Origin of the sequence: Paenibacillus macerans (assembly GCF_050565405.1) — a bacterium.
Classification (GTDB): Bacteria; Bacillota; Bacilli; order Paenibacillales; family Paenibacillaceae; genus Fontibacillus; species Fontibacillus macerans_B.
In genome coordinates this window covers 40765-59679 of the sequence record NZ_JBNYYG010000034.1, presented here as the reverse complement: position 1 = coordinate 59679, position 18915 = coordinate 40765, and the positions used below count along the sequence as shown (strand labels likewise).

Here is an 18915-nt window from a genome sequence, read left to right as displayed (position 1 = left end):
CAGGAGCGATTGGCGCGCTTGGACCTGAAGGACTGGCAGGAGCACTTGGACCCCAGGGACTGGCCGGAATTGCAGGAGCGATTGGCGCGCTTGGACCTGAAGGACTGGCAGGAGCACTTGGACCCCAGGGACTGGCCGGAATTGCAGGAGCGATTGGTGCAACTGGACTGGCAGGACCGGCAGGACCGACAGGTGCAACGGGGCCGGCGGGACCAGCAGGACCGGCAGGTGCAACGGGACCGGCGGGACCAGCAGGGCCGGCAGGTGCAACGGGACCGGCGGGACCGGCAGGGCCGGCAGGTGCAACGGGACCGGCAGGTGGAGTATTGGGCTTTGCAGATTTCTTTGCCTTGATGCCTCCCGATAATGCAGCAACTGTTGCTCCCAACACGGACGTTAGTTTTCCGCAAGATGGCCCAATCAGTGGAACCGAAATTACCCGTGTAAGTGCGAGCTCATTTAACTTGGCTTCAATCGGCACTTATCATGTTTTATTTCAGGTAAGTGTAAACGAAGCGGGCCAACTCATTTTAACACTCAATGGCGCCGACTTGGCTTATACCGTAGTCGGGCGAGCAACAGGTACTTCTCAAATTGTAGGAATGGCTCTTGTGCAAACAACGGTCATTAATTCAGTACTCACAGTTCGAAATCCTGCCGGAAATGCTGCGGCACTTACGATCACTCCATTAGCTGGAGGGACAAGACCAGTTTCCGCACACCTTGTTATTACGCAGATCGCATAGAGGGAAAGAAATACAGTAGTTTTCGACAGGCGAACAGGACTAAACGAGTGGAATACGATAGCTGAATAATGACTAGGCATTCCCACCGCGCTGCCCCGAAACCGCACTTTTTTTGTTTTGGAACGAGGCAGATCCGGGAATTGAACGAGGGCAGCACCAGGCCAGAACTAACGACCAGTTGCTGCTCTCTTTAAGTTTCCGTTAAACTGTTAGCATGGCAACAAGTTTCTTGTAAAGGAAGATTATTACAAATTACAAAAATTAGAAAATGCCTTTGCGGGAATATTCCTCATATGGTATATTCAGTTTGTGGAAAATTTTACGTTAGGAGTTGACCAGGAAGTGATAAACGAAGAGGTTACCGACTATATCGAGCAATTGGGAGCAGCATGGCAAATTGAACTCTCTACCGCGACTGAGAGAGATGGTTCACCAAACCATCCCATCGGTTGAAGAGCGGATTCAATATAAGAAGCCCCATTTTCTGAAAAACGGCCACTATGCTGCAGTGATTTCACCTTCGAAGGACGCTATTGCTTTCATGATCATGAACGCCAATGGATTGGAGGTTCCGAAGGGATTCGAAGGACCGCCGGAACGTAAATGGATCAAAATTAAAGAGGGAGTTACTCCGGACTACGCCTTGCTGTCCTCTCTGCTAACTCAGGCCTCCGAAACGCTCTAATAAAGAAACCGCGCTGGGTCGGAGGAGAAAAAGTTGAATCCGGATAGCTTTTGCAGAGCCTTACGGCATAAGAAATGGGTGGCTGCGCAGGTTTCGCAGATGGCGGAAAAACATCGGGATCGATTAGGCGAGCATTTTTTCAACTGCAAAACCAAAAAATCCGGGAGGAATAGAAGTGGAAAACCATGAAGTGTTGTTGACTCGTGAATTTAACGCTCCTCGCGAACTCGTATTCAAGGTATGGACGGAGGCTGAGCATTTCGGCAAATGGTGGGGTCCAAAGGGATTCTCGCTCGAAATCAGCAAGATGGATGCTCGCCCGGGGGGCATGTTTCTCGGCTGTCAGAAATCCCCTGACGGAATGAGTATGTGGGGGAAATTCGTTTATCAAGAAGTGAACGAACCAGAGAAGCTTGTGTTCGTACAATCGTTTAGTGATGAACAAGGGAATACAATACGTGCGCCATTCAACCCGAATTGGCCGCTTGAGATTATCAACATTCTTACTTTTACCGAGGAAAACGGGAAGACTACAGTAACATTCAGCGGCGGTCCCGTGAATGCATCGGAAGAAGAAACGGCGGCATTCGAAGCCATGAAGCCGATGGTAAAGCAAGGATTCGAAGGCACTTTCGAACAACTAGACCAGTACTTAGCCAGCCAGCAATGATTCAAAAGCGGCGTTCCGCTCACGGGACGTCGCTTTTTGCTTTGCTACGTTTGCCCTCTTCTCGCTCCCCGAATAATCCGATCAAGCGACGGAGGAGCGTAAGGCCGCGAGGATGCCTCAGACTGCGCATGCAACGATTCCTGCACCGCCATATGGAGCGTATGCCCCCAGGCGGTGCATTTTTAAGTCCGAAAACTGACGGTCCTTCCATGAGGCTAAGAAAGACAGGGAAAGTTTAAGAATGCCTCACTACAGAACAGGTTAGTTATGCGTTAAGCTAGTATTACTCCTTGGATTTTACATTTTTATCCATCTAAATACAGGAGGTGACGTCTTGAGCATCTACGCTGTCCGGCGACGAAGCGGAATACATGGGAGGCATTCAAGGGCATTCCAGGATATAACCTGAATTCATGTATCAAGGAGGTAAAATGATGAGAAAAAAAGGTTTGAACCTATTTGTGTCAGGGATCATGCTGCTGTCCGCACTTTTCGGGTTCGCGTCCTCTACTGCGGCCGAGGGAGCCGTCACTCTGTCCGGCAACCCCATTTTCACGAGTATATTCACCGCCGATCCTTCTGCGCATGTGTGGGAGGACGGACGTATTTACGTGTACCCGTCGCACGATATCTTTCCTTCCCGGGGCAGCGATTTAATGGACAAATATCACGTCTTCTCGTCGGATAATATGGTGGATTGGGTGGACGAAGGAGAAATTCTGGGCGCGGACGACGTGCCGTGGGGACGGCCGGAGGGCGGCTTTATGTGGGCTCCCGACGCCGCCTACAAGGATGGAACTTATTACTTCTATTTCCCCCATCCCAGCGGGACGAATTGGAACGATACCTGGAAGATCGGCGTAGCGACAAGCGATAAGCCCGCCGCGGATTTTGCCGTCCAGGGCTATATCGAGGGACTTCCCGGCAGCAACCTGATCGATCCAAGCGTGTTCCGCGATGACGACGGAACCTATTACCTTTATGCAGGCGGCGGCGGAGTCAGCTACGGCGTCAAGCTGGCTGACGACATGGTGTCGATCGACGGAGCGGTCCGGCAGTTCAGCGAGCTGGCGGACTTCCATGAGGCCACCTGGGTCTTTAAGCGGGGAAGCCTGTATTATTTAATGTATTCCGACAATAATCCGGGCGCAAACCGGATGCGGTACGCCACCAGCAGCAGTCCGCTCGGCCCCTGGACGAACCGCGGCATCCTTTTGGATCCTGTAGAAAACAGCGAGACGTCCCATGGCTCTATCGTACAATATAAGGGCGAATGGTACCTGTTCTATCATAACGCAAAAATCTCCTCCAACGGTACGTTACGCTCCGTCTGCGTAGATCGGGTAACCTTCAATCCGGACGGGACCCTTCAAAAGGTCATCCAGACGTCCGAGGGCGTCCCCGCTGTCGGGCCGCGTTCCCATGCGACGGAGATCAAGTATTACGATTTGATCAACGAGAACTTTGACGAATACACTCAGACAACGGAATATGCCATGAACGGCGGCAACGTAACCATCGGAGGAGGGGCGACGCTTTCGAACGGAAATGTTGAAAATATGCATACCCAGGGTTCCTACGTTCAGTTGAACGGAATCAACGGCGGCAACGGCGGCAAGGCGCTGCTTACCGTGCTTTACGCTTCCGCCGACGGCGGAGCCGCCTTTAAGGTGGATGCCAGCGGCGACCCGTCCGGTGACGGTTATTTTCTTTCCCTGCCCGGCACGGGCGGCTGGGGCAGCTACACCGGCCGAACCAACCGTCTCATCGATTTGAACCCGGGCACGAATAACGTCATTCGGCTGAGCGGCGGCATGGGAGGAGCCAATATTTCCCGCGTCATCGTCTCGTTGATCCCGGAATCGGGATCTACCGAGGAAACGGAATATCCCGTCACCGGAAACAATGTGTCCGTCGGTGGCGGAGCGGTCCGATCGGGCGAAAGCATTGAAAACATGCATATCCCGGGTTCCTACTTCGTGTTGACCGGCATTAACGGCGGCGCGGGCGGCCAGGCGCTGCTTACCGTCGTCTACGCCTCCGCGGACAACCAGGCAACCTTTCAAGTAAATGCCAGCGGCGACCCGTCCGGGAACGGTTATTCTCTTACTCTGCCCGGCACGGGAGGCTGGAGCGCTTACACCGGCCGCGTCAGCCTTCCCATCGATTTGAACCCGGGCACGAATAACGTCATTCGGCTGAGCGGCGGCATGGGAGGAGCCAACGTCACCCGTATCATCGTCTCGTTAAATTGAATCCCTAACCTGACGATGACCTGAAAGTGGGAAGGAATATGTTAAAATAGCAGCAGCGCGTCGAATGATCTTCCCCAAGCGCTGGCTGGCAGGTCAATAATTGTACAAGAAACCGTCCGGCAGGCTGCAACGGAATGTTGCGGCCTGCTGTTGTTTACCTACGGATTCGTTCGCCGCTGCCATTCATAACGATCCCTTCTCCCATCGCTTGCCGATCACCTTAATCATTGCTCAATCCATCGCCTACCCGTTAATTCTGTATGATTTTTCGAATAGAATCGTCCACAATAGCGCAAAATGATCCATTCTATATGATTATTCATATAGAATCATGCGTTACGCCTTCTTAAGGACCAAATCTATATGATTTTTCATATAGATTGATCCCCTTTCCTTCCTTAAGGCAAAATCTATATGAATTTTCATATATAATTGCACTACCAGACATTCACTCGCTCAGTCATACTACCGAACGGTCACCCAGCCACACCTTCCCTCGGCAGTATCCCTCGTTCATACCAAATCCAGACTCTGGAGGGAACCCACATATTCGTAGTAAATGACGCGACCGGATACTCCCCTCGCAACGGCCCGAAACTTTCCTTTATCCACCAGTAGCCGGCAATACTTAATGACAGTCATCGTGTGCATTTCCAATTCCCGTGCCGTCTCGGTTGGGCGTATCACGCGATTGTGGCGGATGGCCGCCCGCATCAAGTCTCGTTCGATTTTGGAATAAGGCCGGCTAGCCGTTGTACCGGTTCCGGCTCCGGACTCTGCCACAAATAAGGGGATAGAATATTCCGCAAGGCGGAGAGAATGAACGAGGGATTCTCTTTTAACTCGTCCAGCGAGAGATAATAGAGCGTACAGTTCTGAGCTTGAAGAAAAAGCCCCCGGTTCAAATCCATCCGATACTTGGTCCGATCCATACCGTGGGAGCCAAAGTCCATGATTTCAAAACCGATGCGTGCGGCTCCGACAATCCACATGAAATCCACAAAATAGGATCTCCCCCGCCAATCCTTCACCTCGTATTCGGGATGCAATCCGTTCAAATGTCCGGCAAGCGGCCACCAAATCTGTTCAACGAACACCCGATTTCCGTAACCGTGGCCGCGTTTTAGCGCGTCGCGCCGCTCCCCTCTTCTTCGTCTTAGATGATCGTCCATCCATTGATCGTGCTCGGTTTGGAAACTCATATCCGTCCAACCTCTCTCCCTTGGATTGTCCACTAAATGCAAAAGCCCCGCCTCCTTTCAATAGATGAAAGGAAACGGGGCATTCTTTGCCGCTTGGCTACTGCTTGATATTCATAGTGTGCCACAAATTGGGGTTAAGAGCAACGGGAGACGTGTCCAGAGGGTTCGTATTTTTTATCGGAATCGCCGAATTGCTTGGAGCTCTGGGGCTGACTTTGCCGCAAGCGACAGGGATCGCCCCTTGGCTCACGCCGGCCGCCGCCATAGCGCTTGCCGCCGTCGTATTGTTTGGATTTGTCTTTCATCTGGTGCGCAAAGAATACCGGGACATCGGCGTTAATATCGTTTTCTTGGCGCTAGCTGTTTTTGCGGCTATTGCCCGCTTGTGATTCCGGAACCCTATGCCTCTCTCGGGCGCTTACAGGTCTACCTCTACCATCGACTGAGCCGTCTCGGGATAATCGGTAATCATGCCGTCGATCCGGAACTTAAGCACTTCCTTCATATCCCGTCTGGCGTTGACCGTCCAGACCCACACCTCGCGTCCGTCGGCATGGGCTCGATTCACGAATTGATCGGTTAACATCACTTGCCCGATCGTAAAGAAATCGACGTCTAGCTTCGATAAGTCCCCAAGCGCGAAGTACAGAATTCTCCCGATTTTGATATCGGGCGCGAGCTCCCGAATCCGCCTGAGAGCATCGCCGTCGAACGACTGAATGCGTACCTCTTCCTCGATTCCGGCCTCCTTGACCAGCCGGACGACCTCATCCGCAAGCGCTTCGCCGGAGCCGTTCGGCTTCAGATCAAGCAGCAGCTTGATGCGGCCCTGCGACTCCGAGAGTACATTATACAGGGTCGGAATGTGCAACGGATAACCGTTCTCGTCCATGCCGATGGACAGTTGCTGCAGTTCCGCGAAAGTCAAATCGGCGACGCGCGCTCGTGAGCCGGTCAAACGTCTAAGATCGGGATCGTGATTTAGCACCGCAACCCCGTCCTTGGTCAGCTGAACATCCACCTCTGCCACCTGAATGCCTTTGTCGATCGCCGAGACGATGGAGAGGAGCGAATTCTCCGGCGCGTTCGCTGTGTCGCCGCGGTGTGCTGCGATTTGTACGTTCCATTTCGCGTATACCAGGCTATCGTTTATCCGCAAGCCGATGAATGCCGACAGGGCGATGTAGGCGGCGGCGATCGAGACGTACAGCACGCCCTTCCGCTTTACCCCCTTCCACCAGGCCCCGACGAGGTTTTCGAATCTGCCTACTCTGCTGCGGCTAACGTTAAGTTGGTCTCTCGCCCTTATCCCCTTTAACCGGCTCAGCGCGTAATAGAGTCTCGTCAGCACGAACATATTGATCGGCAAAAGCAGAAGCTCCAACAAATACGTAAGCAAGGTGGAAAACATCAGGGAGTAATGTTGGGACACGAGTGCAAGCACATCCATATCCAGCCATGATGGGATGCGGCCGAGCGCGGACACCGCAGCGGAGGTTGCCGCGAGTATAACGGCATTGAACAGGAGCAGCGAACCGAACAGCCTCCATCGCCGGCCTTGCGTCAGGACATGGCTACTGCGTACCGCCTGCCTCAGCGTCAGATCCTCAAGCACGATACAATGCAGTACGAAGATCCAACGGAGCAACGTATACAAAACTCCTGCAAGAAGCAGAACATAGGCAACGGTCATGGTATAGGAAGCGTCCAGCACTTGATTGTTCAAGAAGATCGGAACGTTAAAAAGCGCGTAGAACGAGGCCGATAGCGGCGAGTCGACAAACGGAATCAAGAGCAGCAGCAGCAGCATGAGCTGGAACACGCCGAATCCGAGCAGTCTTGGAATTTTGCGCAGCGCAGTCAGCACCGCATCCGCGATCGTGATCTCCTTGCCGAAATACTGTTGTTGGACGAGAACGATAAGCGCAAACAATTCGATCAGCAGGGTAAAGGAGGCAACGAGCCCGATAATAAGAAGCCCGGCCACGCCCTTATAACTCAATCCGATCCGGTAAACCTCCCCGTTGAGCAGGGAGCCGGAGCCGATCACCCGGAGAATCCGGTTGAACAAAAACGTAATGATCGGAATAACGACGACGCTCGTGACCAGCATGTACATCAATTGGAAAAGCAGCAGTTTGGCGGAAAACTTGCGAAAGTCGCGAATACTTCTGCCTAATAGCTTAAGCATGGAGAATCACCCGACCCGATTACAGTTAAGTCCACCGCGCTGCCCATACTTTCATTTCATGGCAAATGACATGAAGATCCATGCCCTTCGGGGTGAGCGTGTACTCGACCGTCACGGGTACGGTCGGGTATACCGTACGTTCCAGCACGCCCTTCTCCTCCAGATGCCGCAACGTGCTGGTCAATGCGCGAGGGCTGACTTGAGGAATTTTGCGCTGCAGCTCCCCAAAGCGAAGGGTCCCGCAGAAGAGCTCCCGAATGACGAGAAAAGCCCATTTCCCGCCCAGGACATCCAGCGTTTTTTCGATGTTGCACTCGATATGCTCCGGCGTCTTCGGAACGTAATTGCTTGCCTTTTTGACGGTGGTCATCGCGAACTTCCTCCTTCGAATGAAGCTATACTTTGTATAGTATATATAGTCCTTATAATTAAGTGAAAGACTTTTCACTTCTTCAAATTGTATACGAACTTTAATAGAATGAAAATGGTTAACCACAAATTCGAGGAGGAAGAAACCATGAACTATAGAAGACTAGGCGGGAGCGGACTGAAGGTCAGCGAAATCAGCTTGGGAAGCTGGCTTACCTATGGAGGTTACGTCGAACGCGAAAACGCGGAGAAATCGATCAAAACCGCGTACGATCTCGGCATCAACTTCTTCGACACCGCTAACGTGTACGAACGGGGCGCGGCGGAAGAGTTGGTGGGCAAAGCGCTCAAGGCCTACCCGCGGGAATCTTACGTACTCGCCACAAAGGCGTTTTGGCCGATGGGCGACGGCCCCAACGACCGCGGCCTGTCGCGAAAGCACGTGATGGAACAGGCTCACGCTAGTTTGAAGCGCCTCGGCCATGATTACATCGACATTTTCTATTGCCACCGCCATGATCCGGAGACGCCGCTTTACGAGACGCTGCGCGCGATCGATGATCTGATTCGCCAGGGCAAGGTACTGTATGCCGGCGTGAGCGAATGGCAGGCGTCCCAAATCGCGGAAGCGATAGGCGTGGCCGATCATTATTTGCTGGACCGCATCGTGGTCAATCAACCGGTCTACAACATGTTCGACCGCTACATCGAGAAAGAAGTGATCCCGGTCAGCGAGCGTTCGGGCATCGGCCAGGTCGTTTTCTCCCCGTTGGCCCAAGGCCTATTAACCGGCAAATATACGTCGGCGTCCGACATTCCGCAGGACAGCCGCGCCGCCAAGCTGGATTGGATGCGCAAGGGCATTACGGAGGAGAAAATCGCCAAAGTGAAACAGCTGGAAGGCGTTTCCGCCGAGCTCGGCATCTCCGTCGGCAACTTGGCGCTGGCATGGATCCTGCGCAAGGATAACGTCGCGAGCGCGCTTGTCGGCGCCAGCCGTCCGGAGCAGGTGACGGAGAACGCGAAGGCTTCGGGCATCACGCTCAGCGAAGACGTGCTGACGCGCATCGAAGAGATTTTGAAATAAGGGGGCGCAGCCATGACTAAAATCGTCGTTACCGGCGGGAGCGGCATGTTGGGACGTTGGGTCGTGCGCGAATTCGCAGAACGCGGCTACGACGTGCTGAACGTGGATGTCCGGCAGCCGGAAGAGCCGGATTGCCCGACGTTGATTGCCGATCTGGAACAGCTTGGCGAGTGCTACGGCGCGCTGGCCGGCGCGGACGCGGTCGTTCATCTCGCCGCCATTCCGGCAGCGCATATCCGCACGCCGGAGGTCACCTTCCGCAACAACGTCATGTCCACCTATAATATCCTGGAAGCGGCGGCGGGACTCGGCATCAACAAAGCGGTCATCGCCTCGAGCGAATCCTCGTACGGCATCGTCTTTGCGGTTCATCCGCCCGCACCGAAATACGTGCCGGTGGACGAGGCGCATCCTCAGCTTCCCGAGGACAGCTACGGCTTGTCCAAGGTGGTGAACGAGTTGACGGCGGAGATGTTCCACCGCCGGACCGGGATGCAAATCGTGTCGCTCCGTCTGGGCAACGTCATCCCGCCGGAACGGTACGCGCAGTTTCCGTCGTTCGTTCACGATCCGGCCGAACGGGACCGTATTCTGTGGAGCTACATCGATACGCGCGACGCGGCCGTCGCCTGCCGCCTTGCCGTCGAAGCGGATGGCCTCGGCGCAGTGGCCCTCAACCTCGCGGCGGACGACTCCAGCATGGCGATCCGCAGCCGCGAACTGATGGCCGCCCGTTATCCTGAGGTAAGCGACCTCAGAACGCCGCTGGAAGGGTTCGAGACGCTGCTCAGCAACGAGAAGGCCAAGCAACTGCTCGGATGGCAGCCTACCCATTTTTGGCGCAACGAAGTAGAAGCGCAGCCGTGATCGGCTTGCCGATATCGAATAAAAGGGGTTGTCCAAAGGAGTCCTCATGAAATGGGAACGCCCCACTTTACACACGAAAGGACCTCAAATTCCCACTGCAAAGTGCGGGATGAGGTCCTTTTTCTCGAAGCAGTCCCACTCATAACACTTTATTATCAGCGTTAGAGTCAATCATCCGGGACTTGCCGAAGGGCTTACCCATCATCTGCTGAAGAGAGCGGCTATTGACCGGGAACGGGAAACGGCAACGCCGGGATAACTCCCTTGCGCGGACCGCGTATGAGGGAAACCGAACGCCCCGCCTCCCCAATCCGGACCATCCATCGGCAGCCTACATCCTTCTCGCCGCGTCTTCCTCCAATCCGGCGATCTCCAGCAAAATATCGCAATAGGGCTTCAACCGTTCCCGGTCGTCAAACAACCCCTCCGCCGAAAAATCCTGCGGAATAAGCCGCCCCAACAAGCGGGACAGCTCGGCGATCCTTTCGTACTGCCGGGCCAGATCGTCCCTGCCGTTATCGTAAAAAAAGGGAACGGCATACTGCCGGTCGAGGTATTGCTTGTAATTGCACATCGCATTGAGATAAGGCGCGAAGTTGTCGTCCCAGGCATACGTCATCAGCGCGTTGGCAAAAGCTCTATGGGCGGCAAGCCCAACCGCTCTTCATAACCACTGGCTTTTTACCAACCCTAACATTTGGTATATCCATTTCGAAAAGAAGGATCGACCGTTAAACTTTGCGCGGGATGTTCGTGATGCGCTGAATATAAAAATAATCGATCGCACCCCGGAGAGCCGGGAAGTCGCGCCGAAAAAGCTTGAGGGCTGCAGCAGGTTGCCAGGGATCGGCCTGTTGCAGCCCTTTTGGGTATTGTCGGCAGCCTGCCCACGCTCAATTTTGCGTGTTTACGCCAATCTCCCCCGGATCGGAGCCTGGGCCGGCTCCCCAAACGAAACGTTTACTTCGCTGCGGATTTCGATCCCGTCCTCCAGCAGCTCGATCTCGACGCTCAAGCGAAACGGCGTTTCAATCCGCTGAACGCTCAGCAGCAGCGTCTCCGGCGACTTCCAGGTATAGGAGGCAGCGATCCGTTCCTCCTCCTCGAACAACGTCGTCCGCCCCAAAATCCAGGCTTGCCGGCCCAGCTCGGCCCGGTGCTCCCCCCGCTTATCCTTGATCGTCAGGATCGCCGTCTCTCCCTGCACTCCGATGCCCAGGCTTTGCAGGCCCAGTTCGTTCTTTTCCAGGCGATAGTTCTTCCCGCCAAGCTCGCCTTCCCGCTCGGAACCGGACTGCACCCGAGGCGGCTCCAGATGCAGACCTTCCAGAGCCCGCTTCAGCTCCTCCTCCGCGGCTGCATCCTCTTCTCCGCCTGCACTCCCGTCCGCAAACGCGGCCAGCAAATGATCCCACACGCCGTTCAGCACGCCCTGAAGGTCGTTCGTCCCGGACGTCATGGCGATGACCGCATCCTGCTCCGGCAGGACGATGCAGAATTGTCCAAACGCTCCGTCGCCCCGGTAAACCCCGTGACGGCAGCGCCAGAACTGATAACCGTAGCCCTGCGCCCAATCGCTGTCGCCGCCGTCTCCGTTGGAGATCTGCTTGGAGGTAGCGGCATCGATCCAGCTCTCCTCCAGCAGCCGCTTGCCCTGCCACAGGCCCTTCTGCAAGTAGAGCTGGCCGAATTTGGCGATATCCTCCGTCGTCACCTTGAGCCCGAATCCCCCGGTATTGATGCCGCGCGGGCAGCTCTCCCAAGTTGGATTCGCGATGCCCAGCGGTTCGAACAGACGCGGTTGCAAATAATGCAGCAGCGTTTCCCCGGTGACCTTTTGCAGGATCGCCGACAGCATGTAGGTCGCACCGGTGTTGTACAGGAAAAACGTTCCCGGCTCATGCTCCACGGGCTGCTTCAAAAACGCCTTTACCCAGTTCCCGTGCTTCGCCCTGGCGAGCGGCTCCATCGTATCGAAGGCGTGGCCCGTGCCCATCGTCAGCAGGTGCCGGATTCGCATGGCGGCCAGATTCGGCGAAATCTCGTCCGGCGCGTCCTCCGGGAAAAAGGAGACGACCGGATCATCTACGCTGAGCTTCCCCTCCTGCACGGCCATGCCGATGGCGGTGGAAGTAAAGCTTTTGCTGAGCGAAAACAACATATGCGGCAACTCCGGCCCGTATGGTTTCCACCAGCCCTCCGCCGCGACATGCCCATGCCTCACCAGTATCAAGCTATGCAATTCAATTGAATGCGCTTTCAGATATTCCAAAAAACCGATCACGTTCCGAGCGGATATCCCCAGCTCCTTCAGGTTTTTTCTAGGCAGCGATTTCTCCGTGCGAATGGACATTTCCATCTCTCCCTTCATTGGGTGTTGCACCAATCCTTATTATACACCCATTAGAGCGGCATGAACGCAAATTCACGGATTATTGGCGATGCCTGTAAAAGCTTCTGTGATAAAGAATTGACAGCGAGCCGGGAATCCATTATATTCGTTGTACATACAAAATAAATTCATCTCCCCATATTCCCAAAGGAGGCTTTCTCTTGTCCAAAGAATCGAAACCCGCAGCCACCGCTTCAAAAACCGACGACTCTTTCCTGCATACCTGCATGTATTTCACCACCAACCGTTTAAGCCGGGCGATCACGCGGATCGCCGACGAAGCGTTTGCGACGACGGGGCTGGCTCCCGCATACGGATACCTGATCCGTCTGGTCATCGGCCAACCCGGCATTACGCAAAAGGAGCTGTCGGAGAAGCTTTACATCACGCCGTCCACCTTAACGCGCTTTATCGATAAGCTTCAAGCCAAGGGATTGGTCGAACGCCAAGTCCAGGGCAAAACCGTGCTGGTTTATCCCACCGATAAAGGTCGCGGCCTGGAGTCCTCCCTCCGCGAAGCTTCGAAAAAGCTTAAAGCGTCGTACGTAGCCGTGCTTGGCGAGGAATTGGCCGACTTGCTCACCTCGCAGCAGGAACTGGCCAGCGAACAATTGGAACGGTAACCCGTTCCTATAAGGGAGAATCATACGATGAGAGATAGGAAAGCTTCGCCTGAAATCAGGCCAAAATCACGTTTTTACTATGGTTGGATCATTGTTTTGCTTACATTTGCCACTTTGCTCGTTTCCGCGGGAATCCGCTCTTTGCCCAGCGTGCTGCTCGTCCCGTTTCAGGACGAATTCGGCTGGAGCCGCGGCAGCATCTCGAGCGTGATCTCCGTCGGCATTTTCCTGTACGGCTTGGTCGGTCCTTTTTCGGCCGCGCTGCTGCTGCGGTTCGGCTTCCGCAAAGTGCTGGTCTCCTCGCTTTTCATTTTGGGATTGAGCTTAGCCGTAACTCCGCTGATCCAGGCGCTTTGGCAGTTTGAGATGCTGTGGGGAGTCGTCTCCGGACTTGCTACCGGCATGATGGCCAACGTGCTGGGCGTTACCGTCGCCAATCAGTGGTTCGTTCAAAGGAAAGGCCTGATCGTCGGTCTGCTGACGGCCAGCGCCGCGACCGGACAACTGTTGTTCCTGCCGCTGTTCGCCAAGCTGACGACCGATTTCGGCTGGCGGTACGCCGTTTACATCGCCGTCGGCAGCATTCTCATCGTGCTGATCGCCGTGACAATCGGGATGCGCAACCATCCGTACGACGTCGGGGCGGCTCCTTACGGCTCCAGCGAGCTCGTCAAACCGGAGCCCTTTAAGGGCAACATCTTCATCGCTCCGCTGCAAAATTTGCGTTTTGCGATGAAGCACCCGACCTTTTGGCTGCTGGCCGGAACCTTTTTCTTCTGCGGCTTCTCCACGAACGGCCTGATCGGCACGCACCGATCGCCGCCTGCGGAGATCACGGAATGCTGGAGGTCGCCGCCGCCGGACTGCTGGCGATGATGGGCGTATTCGACTTGTTCGGCACGACGATCTCCGGCTGGCTGTCCGATCGCTTCGACAGCCGCAAGCTGCTGTTCTGGTATTACGGATTGCGCGGCCTGTCCCTGCTGTTCTTGCCCTTTGCGCTGAGCTCCGCGTCCCCTTCCATGCTCGTCGTCTTTTCCGTCTTTTATGGCCTGGACTGGATTGCCACCGTGCCGCCGACGGCGAAACTGGCAGGAGAAACGTTCGGAAGGGAAAAATCCGGCATGATCTTCGGCTGGGTCGTCGTCGCTCACCAAATCGGCGCATCGACCGCCGCTTACGGCGCCGGCGTCCTGCGCGACTGGCTCGGCAGCTATTCGCAGGCGTTCGTGATCGCCGGTTTCATTTGCTTCGTCGCGGCCGTCATGGCCGTGCAAATCCGCAAAACCCAAGCCAGTTCCGCCAGAGCCGCGGCTTAACCCCGGTCAAAATCCCTTGAATCTCCCTACAGCGGCGGTTCAAGGGATTTTTCATGTTTCTTTCAACGGAACGGCTATTGACAAACCCGCCCCTCATGTCATAAATTGGAATCTTGTTAGATTTTGCGCCATATTAAAATGTGCCGAAAAAGGAGCGATGCAGGAATGATTCGTATTGGACTTATCGGAGATTATCGCCCGGAGGTTAAAGCCCATATCGCCATCCCGGAAGCCATTCGGCTGGCTGCCAAACCATTAGGGGTTGAAGCTAGGTTTGATTGGATCGCAACGCCTGCGCTCGAGCGGGACGCAGAGGGAAAACTGGCAGGTTATCAGGCGATATGGAGCGTGCCAGCGAGCCCTTATGCCAGTATGCAAGGCGCGCTTAACGGAATCGAATATGCCCGGACGCATCGGGTCCCTTTTATCGGAACCTGCGGCGGCTTTCAGCACATGGTGCTTGAGTTCGCCAGAAACGTGCTGGGCTTCCGTGAGGCGGATCATGCGGAAATGAACCCGGACGCATCGGAGCTGTTCATCATTCCGCTCGCCTGCTCGGTCAACGAAACCACGCATGTTTTTCGGTTATCGCCGGGCTCGAAAGTCGCCCGCATCTATGGACATCCTGAAATCACGGAACAATACGGCACTTGCCGTTACGGCTTAAATCGGGGATACGTTGCGCGGCTCGAAGAAGAGGGGCTGAAGGTCGCCGGCGTGGACCTGGATGGGGAAACCCGCATCATGGAGCTTGCCGGGCATCCTTTTTACGTAGGTATGTTGTTCCAGCCGGAGCGCTCCTCCTTCAAAAACCTCGTGCATCCGTTGATCCGGGCATTCCTGGAGGCGGCATCGACAAATTAAACGAACGGCGGCCCGCCTTTCATTCGTCAAAATCCGCATTTGTTCATCCATCCGGACGACAAATTTATGATAGAATAAATAGCATCATGTTTGACGATATGAACTAGAGAAAGGGACGTCATCGTTTGGCACAATTATTTTTCAAGTATGGAGCAATGAACAGCGGCAAGTCGATCGAAATTTTGAAGGTGGCCCACAATTACGAAGAGCAGAACAAACCGGTGCTCCTCTTTACTTCGGCCATCGATAACCGGGACGAGGTCGGCTACGTATCCTCGCGAATCGGGCTGCGCCGGCAGGCGATCGCGATTTACGAAGATACGAATATTTTCGATATCGTCAAAAACCATACCCCGAAGCTCTACTGCGTGCTCGTGGACGAATGCCAATTCCTAAGCGAGAACGGCATCAAGCAGTTGGTCCGGATCGTTGACGAGCTGGACATTCCCGTCATGGCGTTCGGCCTGAAGAACGATTTCCAGAACCAGCTGTTCGAAGGAAGCCGGATGCTGTTGATTTACGCGGACAAAATCGAAGAAATGAAGACGATTTGCTGGTTCTGCGCGCGCAAGGCGACGATGAACCTCCGCGTGGAAAACGGCAAACCCGTATATACGGGCGAGCAAATTCAAATCGGCGGCAGCGAATCGTATTACCCGGTTTGCCGCAAATGCCACGCGAATCCGCCGCTATAATCCATATCTATTTTGGGATCGCAAGACAAGGCAAAAGCACGATGGCAGGGGAGTGTATCTTTGCCCATCGTGCTTTTTTTGCGGGTCAATCCAAATCGTAAATCGTGCCGACCTTGAGCCCGTACAGCTCATTGTAGATTTTCTCCGCGTAGGCGTCGGTCATGCCCGCGATGTAATCGATGATCATATGCTCCCAGGTCCAGATCGGCTTCGCTTTCGCCTGGTCCCGGTCGAAGCGGCGCAGCCAGTCGCCGGGGATGATCGACTTCGACGTTTCGGGATCGACGAAAGCGTCCCACAGCCGCTTGATGACCCAAGCGCTGCGTTTTTGCAGCCGCTGCACCCGCAGGTCGCGGATCATCGTGACCCAGGCGAAGCTTTTCAACACGCTCACCGTCCGCAGCATGTCCTCGTTCTCCTGCCCGTCCTTCACGAACGTCACCTTCTGCCAGTTCCCGTCCGCGACCACGCCCAGGCTGCCGACGAACAGGCTGACCCAATAGGCCTTGACCTCCCGCCGGGTCCGCGAATAATCCTGGTCGCAAATCGGCATTTTCGTGTTCCAGATCCGCAGGAACGCATCCAGTACTTCCCCGACCTTAACCTGCACTTTATCCGGCATCCAGCCGTCCCAGAAGGGATCCTCCAGGGTCATGATTTTCTCGACGATCAGCCGCTGGATATTCGAGTCCTTGAGGAAATGCTCATGCACCTCGATTTTGCCCGCCTTGATGCCGTCCTCGAGATCATGGGCCGAATAGGCGATGTCGTCGCAGAGGTCCATCAACTGCGCTTCAAACGTCTTTTTGCCCTCCGGGATGCCCCAACGGCCGCGAATATGCGAGATATACTCCCATTCGTGAAGATACAGTCCTTTTTTGTTCGCCGTCCCCGGATAAGGGTATTTGTTCGTGCCAAGCAGTACCGCGTCCGATAAATTAAGGCCGTCGATGTTTTCCCGTTTCTCCAGGAACATCATCAGGCGGAAATTGTGGGCGTTGCCTTCGAAATGCTCGTATTTCTGCCGGATCGCTTCCCGGGTGCGCCGTTCTTCGTCCGGAGTCGGATTTGTTCCCTTCAAGGCCTGCCTGATTTGATCCTCGACCAGCTTCTCCAGGATTTGATCCAATACCTCTTCGCCTTTATGTCCAAACGGAGGGTGTCCGAAATCATGGCAAATAGCGGCGCACTCCACCACTTCCGGATCGATGATCAGCCCGGGATGCCCGGCTTTTTCCGCAGCCACCTCCGGGTAGGAGCGCAGCAGGCTCCGCGCCGCTTCCCGGGCGATTTGCGCCACCTCCAGCGAATGCGTCAGCCGCGTCCGGTAATAATCGCCCGTTCCGGCCCCGAACACCTGGGATTTCCCTTGCAGCCGGCGGAAGGTCGGAGAATGGATCAGGCGCGAATAATCGCGCTCAAACGTCGCCCGGTTGGTTTCATGTCCGATATTGTCCGGGTACTGCCGATGCTCCCTTAATTCCTGGATGTTCATAGATCTCGCACTCCTTAGTCGCTTTCTTTCGTTTTATGTTATTGTAGCCGTCACGGCGCGGAACATAAAGCGCGAATCGAAAGAATTGTGAAGCAAGCACAAAATCCCCCACAAAGTGAGGCCTTGCCCAGAAGTCCATTCAGGTACCTTGCGGGGCCCCGGAAACTCAAAAAAGACCGCAAAACCGCGCGGTCTTTGTTCCCCACCATGAGCCGGCTTAAGAAAATCCGAGCCGCCACGGCTCGCCAAGAGCCGGGGACTTGGCTTCGCCGGACTCCCGTTCCTTCTCGCTTGCGCTTCGGCATTCGCTTTCCCAGGCCTCCGCCAGCAGTTGAACGTAATCCTGCGACGCCTGCAGGTCCAGCGATTCCCCGGCAATGGCATGCCTCCGGTCGTCCAGCAGGGCATAGACCTCGATGGCACCTGGCGGCCGGCCGAAAGCGCTATGCCAAAACACGTTCGTCATATGCGAAAAAGCTCTGACCAGTTCCTCATTGTCCTCCACCAGAAATTTCTGCACCGTCACCCGGTCGGGGTTGCCCCGCTGCTGCCACACCGCTTGAAAAATGACGGATAGGTGCAGATCGAGCCCGGCCGCGTGCGTCCCCCACTTCTCGTACAATGCCACGGGATAATCGTAAACCATCATTCCTGTGATCAGAGTTAATTGAGAAACGATCCGGTTGTAAACCTGCCAGTAAACACACGGATCGGGAAAATCATCTTGGTTTCGCGGCCAGCGCCGGTTCAACAGCACCTGAATCGGCGTGTGCAGCCGGACCGCCGGGATCAGCGTGTAGTAATCGTTGATGGCATGACCTACGGCGTACTGAACACGCTGCTGCCAGGTTACTTTCGGTTCGCTGCCCGTTTGGCCGCCCGAAGCCGCCGTCAGCGAGCGGATCCACCCCTCCAGCTCATAATCGACGATCCGCTTCGTCATGGCTGATGCAGCGCTCCCAGACTTTTGGCGAAATTCGCCCCAAATTCCCGGCATAACACCTTCTCTTCCGCGCTTGGGCCGTATTCCACCTTCAGGCACTCCTGCACGACTACGGCGCCGAAATCCCTGAGCCGCTGCTCCAATTCATCGACGGCGGCGCAGTACAGCCGGTAAGTGGTGTCTCCGCTTCCGAAGGCGGCGCCACGGGATCCTTGCAGATCCAACTCCTTCATTTCGTCCACAAAATCCGTAAATTCATCAGGAAGCTCCCCGTCTCCCCAAGTATAGGCCCCCAGCAGGTAGGCATCATATTCCAGCAGACGGACGGCATTGCAGTCCTCCACCATTTTCAAATCCGCGGTCGCCCCGGTGCTGCGGACGCCTTCGGCGATCAGTTCGGCCATTTCCTCCGTATTGCCGGTCAAGCTGGCATAGACGATGATGACTTTGCTCAATCCCTTCATCTCCTCCCGTCAGGATCTTGATATAACGAAGTATAATTGATAATGATT

20 protein-coding genes and 2 pseudogenes are annotated in these 18915 nt (G+C 55.1%); 14 read left to right on the top strand and 8 right to left on the bottom strand.

Annotated features, from left to right (window positions below; all coding sequences use genetic code 11):
• Positions 1-45: 45 nt before the first annotated feature.
• The 5 genes and pseudogenes from ACQ4N8_RS18585 to ACQ4N8_RS18565 all read left to right on the top strand — a co-directional run bounded on the left by ACQ4N8_RS18585 (position 46) and on the right by ACQ4N8_RS18565 (position 4356).
• A complete protein-coding gene (locus tag ACQ4N8_RS18585; protein ID WP_430705847.1) occupies positions 46-354 on the top strand; it encodes a hypothetical protein in 309 nt (102 codons plus the stop codon).
• Positions 327-746: a hypothetical protein gene (locus ACQ4N8_RS18580; RefSeq protein ID WP_430705846.1), complete on the top strand. Its 420-nt coding sequence runs from the start codon at positions 327-329 to the stop codon at positions 744-746. The genes ACQ4N8_RS18585 and ACQ4N8_RS18580 overlap by 28 nt, the downstream gene beginning before the upstream one ends.
• Positions 747-1091: 345 nt before the next feature.
• Positions 1092-1431 (top strand): annotated as a pseudogene (locus ACQ4N8_RS18575) (DUF1801 domain-containing protein).
• 175 nt (positions 1432-1606) lie between these two features.
• Positions 1607-2101: an SRPBCC family protein gene (locus ACQ4N8_RS18570; RefSeq protein ID WP_430705845.1), complete on the top strand. Its 495-nt coding sequence runs from the start codon at positions 1607-1609 to the stop codon at positions 2099-2101.
• A 434-nt stretch (positions 2102-2535) separates the two neighbouring features.
• Positions 2536-4356, top strand: coding sequence for a family 43 glycosylhydrolase (locus ACQ4N8_RS18565; RefSeq protein WP_430705844.1), 1821 nt, complete (start codon positions 2536-2538; stop codon positions 4354-4356).
• Between the two features lie 713 nt (positions 4357-5069).
• On the opposite strand, the gene ACQ4N8_RS18560 is transcribed toward ACQ4N8_RS18565, so the two are convergent.
• Positions 5070-5558 carry a hypothetical protein gene (locus ACQ4N8_RS18560; protein ID WP_430705843.1) on the bottom strand — a complete coding sequence of 163 codons (489 nt, stop codon included), beginning with the start codon at positions 5556-5558 and terminating at the stop codon, positions 5070-5072.
• Positions 5559-5710: 152 nt separating this feature from the next.
• Between ACQ4N8_RS18560 and ACQ4N8_RS18555 the strand changes: the two genes are divergently transcribed.
• Positions 5711-5947, top strand: coding sequence for a DoxX family protein (locus ACQ4N8_RS18555; protein WP_430705842.1), 237 nt, complete (start codon positions 5711-5713; stop codon positions 5945-5947).
• Between the two features lie 29 nt (positions 5948-5976).
• On the opposite strand, the gene ACQ4N8_RS18550 is transcribed toward ACQ4N8_RS18555, so the two are convergent.
• Both ACQ4N8_RS18550 and ACQ4N8_RS18545 read right to left on the bottom strand, forming a co-directional pair.
• Positions 5977-7749, bottom strand: a complete 1773-nt coding sequence (locus ACQ4N8_RS18550) for a glycerophosphoryl diester phosphodiesterase membrane domain-containing protein (protein ID WP_430705841.1) — start codon at positions 7747-7749, stop codon at positions 5977-5979.
• A gap of 25 nt (positions 7750-7774) precedes the next feature.
• Complete coding sequence (locus tag ACQ4N8_RS18545; RefSeq protein ID WP_430705840.1) at positions 7775-8119, bottom strand: winged helix-turn-helix transcriptional regulator; 345 nt, start codon at positions 8117-8119, stop codon at positions 7775-7777.
• 147 nt (positions 8120-8266) lie between these two features.
• Between ACQ4N8_RS18545 and ACQ4N8_RS18540 the strand changes: the two genes are divergently transcribed.
• Positions 8267-9205 (top strand): aldo/keto reductase family protein, encoded by a 939-nt coding sequence (locus ACQ4N8_RS18540; protein ID WP_430705839.1) that lies wholly within the window; start codon positions 8267-8269, stop codon positions 9203-9205.
• A gap of 12 nt (positions 9206-9217) precedes the next feature.
• Entirely contained in the window at positions 9218-10072 is an 855-nt protein-coding gene (locus ACQ4N8_RS18535) for an NAD-dependent epimerase/dehydratase family protein (RefSeq protein WP_430705838.1), read from the top strand.
• Positions 10073-10403: 331 nt separating this feature from the next.
• Here the strand turns inward: ACQ4N8_RS18535 and ACQ4N8_RS18530 are convergent, their stop codons facing one another.
• On the bottom strand, positions 10404-10691 hold the full coding sequence (locus tag ACQ4N8_RS18530) for a hypothetical protein (protein ID WP_430705837.1): 288 nt from the start codon (positions 10689-10691) through the stop codon (positions 10404-10406).
• Here ACQ4N8_RS18530 and ACQ4N8_RS18525 point away from each other — a divergent pair.
• A pseudogene (locus ACQ4N8_RS18525) lies at positions 10669-10827 on the top strand (DUF1259 domain-containing protein); the annotation flags it as partial. The gene ACQ4N8_RS18530 and the pseudogene ACQ4N8_RS18525 sit on opposite strands and share 23 nt — an antisense overlap.
• Positions 10828-10979: 152 nt before the next feature.
• Here ACQ4N8_RS18525 and ACQ4N8_RS18520 read toward each other — a convergent pair.
• Positions 10980-12425 (bottom strand): serine hydrolase domain-containing protein, encoded by a 1446-nt coding sequence (locus ACQ4N8_RS18520; RefSeq protein WP_430705836.1) that lies wholly within the window; start codon positions 12423-12425, stop codon positions 10980-10982.
• 200 nt (positions 12426-12625) lie between these two features.
• On the opposite strand from ACQ4N8_RS18520, the gene ACQ4N8_RS18515 reads away from it, so the two are divergent.
• The 5 genes from ACQ4N8_RS18515 to ACQ4N8_RS18495 all read left to right on the top strand — a co-directional run bounded on the left by ACQ4N8_RS18515 (position 12626) and on the right by ACQ4N8_RS18495 (position 15965).
• The gene (locus ACQ4N8_RS18515; protein WP_430705835.1) at positions 12626-13087 is read left to right on the top strand and encodes a MarR family winged helix-turn-helix transcriptional regulator; all 462 of its coding nucleotides are present in this window, start codon (positions 12626-12628) and stop codon (positions 13085-13087) included.
• Positions 13088-13114: 27 nt separating this feature from the next.
• Entirely contained in the window at positions 13115-13963 is an 849-nt protein-coding gene (locus ACQ4N8_RS18510) for an MFS transporter (protein ID WP_430705834.1), read from the top strand.
• Positions 13927-14406 carry an MFS transporter gene (locus ACQ4N8_RS18505; protein ID WP_430705833.1) on the top strand — a complete coding sequence of 160 codons (480 nt, stop codon included), beginning with the start codon at positions 13927-13929 and terminating at the stop codon, positions 14404-14406. The genes ACQ4N8_RS18510 and ACQ4N8_RS18505 overlap by 37 nt, the downstream gene beginning before the upstream one ends.
• Positions 14407-14571: 165 nt before the next feature.
• The gene (locus ACQ4N8_RS18500; protein ID WP_430705832.1) at positions 14572-15270 is read left to right on the top strand and encodes a CTP synthase C-terminal region-related (seleno)protein; all 699 of its coding nucleotides are present in this window, start codon (positions 14572-14574) and stop codon (positions 15268-15270) included.
• 125 nt (positions 15271-15395) lie between these two features.
• On the top strand, positions 15396-15965 hold the full coding sequence (locus tag ACQ4N8_RS18495) for a thymidine kinase (protein WP_430705831.1): 570 nt from the start codon (positions 15396-15398) through the stop codon (positions 15963-15965).
• Between the two features lie 85 nt (positions 15966-16050).
• On the opposite strand, the gene ACQ4N8_RS18490 is transcribed toward ACQ4N8_RS18495, so the two are convergent.
• The 3 genes from ACQ4N8_RS18490 to ACQ4N8_RS18480 all read right to left on the bottom strand — a co-directional run bounded on the left by ACQ4N8_RS18490 (position 16051) and on the right by ACQ4N8_RS18480 (position 18867).
• Positions 16051-17460 (bottom strand): deoxyguanosinetriphosphate triphosphohydrolase family protein, encoded by a 1410-nt coding sequence (locus tag ACQ4N8_RS18490; RefSeq protein WP_430705830.1) that lies wholly within the window; start codon positions 17458-17460, stop codon positions 16051-16053.
• 217 nt (positions 17461-17677) lie between these two features.
• Positions 17678-18403 carry a hypothetical protein gene (locus tag ACQ4N8_RS18485; RefSeq protein ID WP_430705829.1) on the bottom strand — a complete coding sequence of 242 codons (726 nt, stop codon included), beginning with the start codon at positions 18401-18403 and terminating at the stop codon, positions 17678-17680.
• Positions 18400-18867, bottom strand: a complete 468-nt coding sequence (locus ACQ4N8_RS18480; protein ID WP_430705828.1) for a flavodoxin — start codon at positions 18865-18867, stop codon at positions 18400-18402. The genes ACQ4N8_RS18485 and ACQ4N8_RS18480 overlap by 4 nt, the downstream gene beginning before the upstream one ends.
• Between the last annotated feature and the right edge of the window lie 48 nt (positions 18868-18915).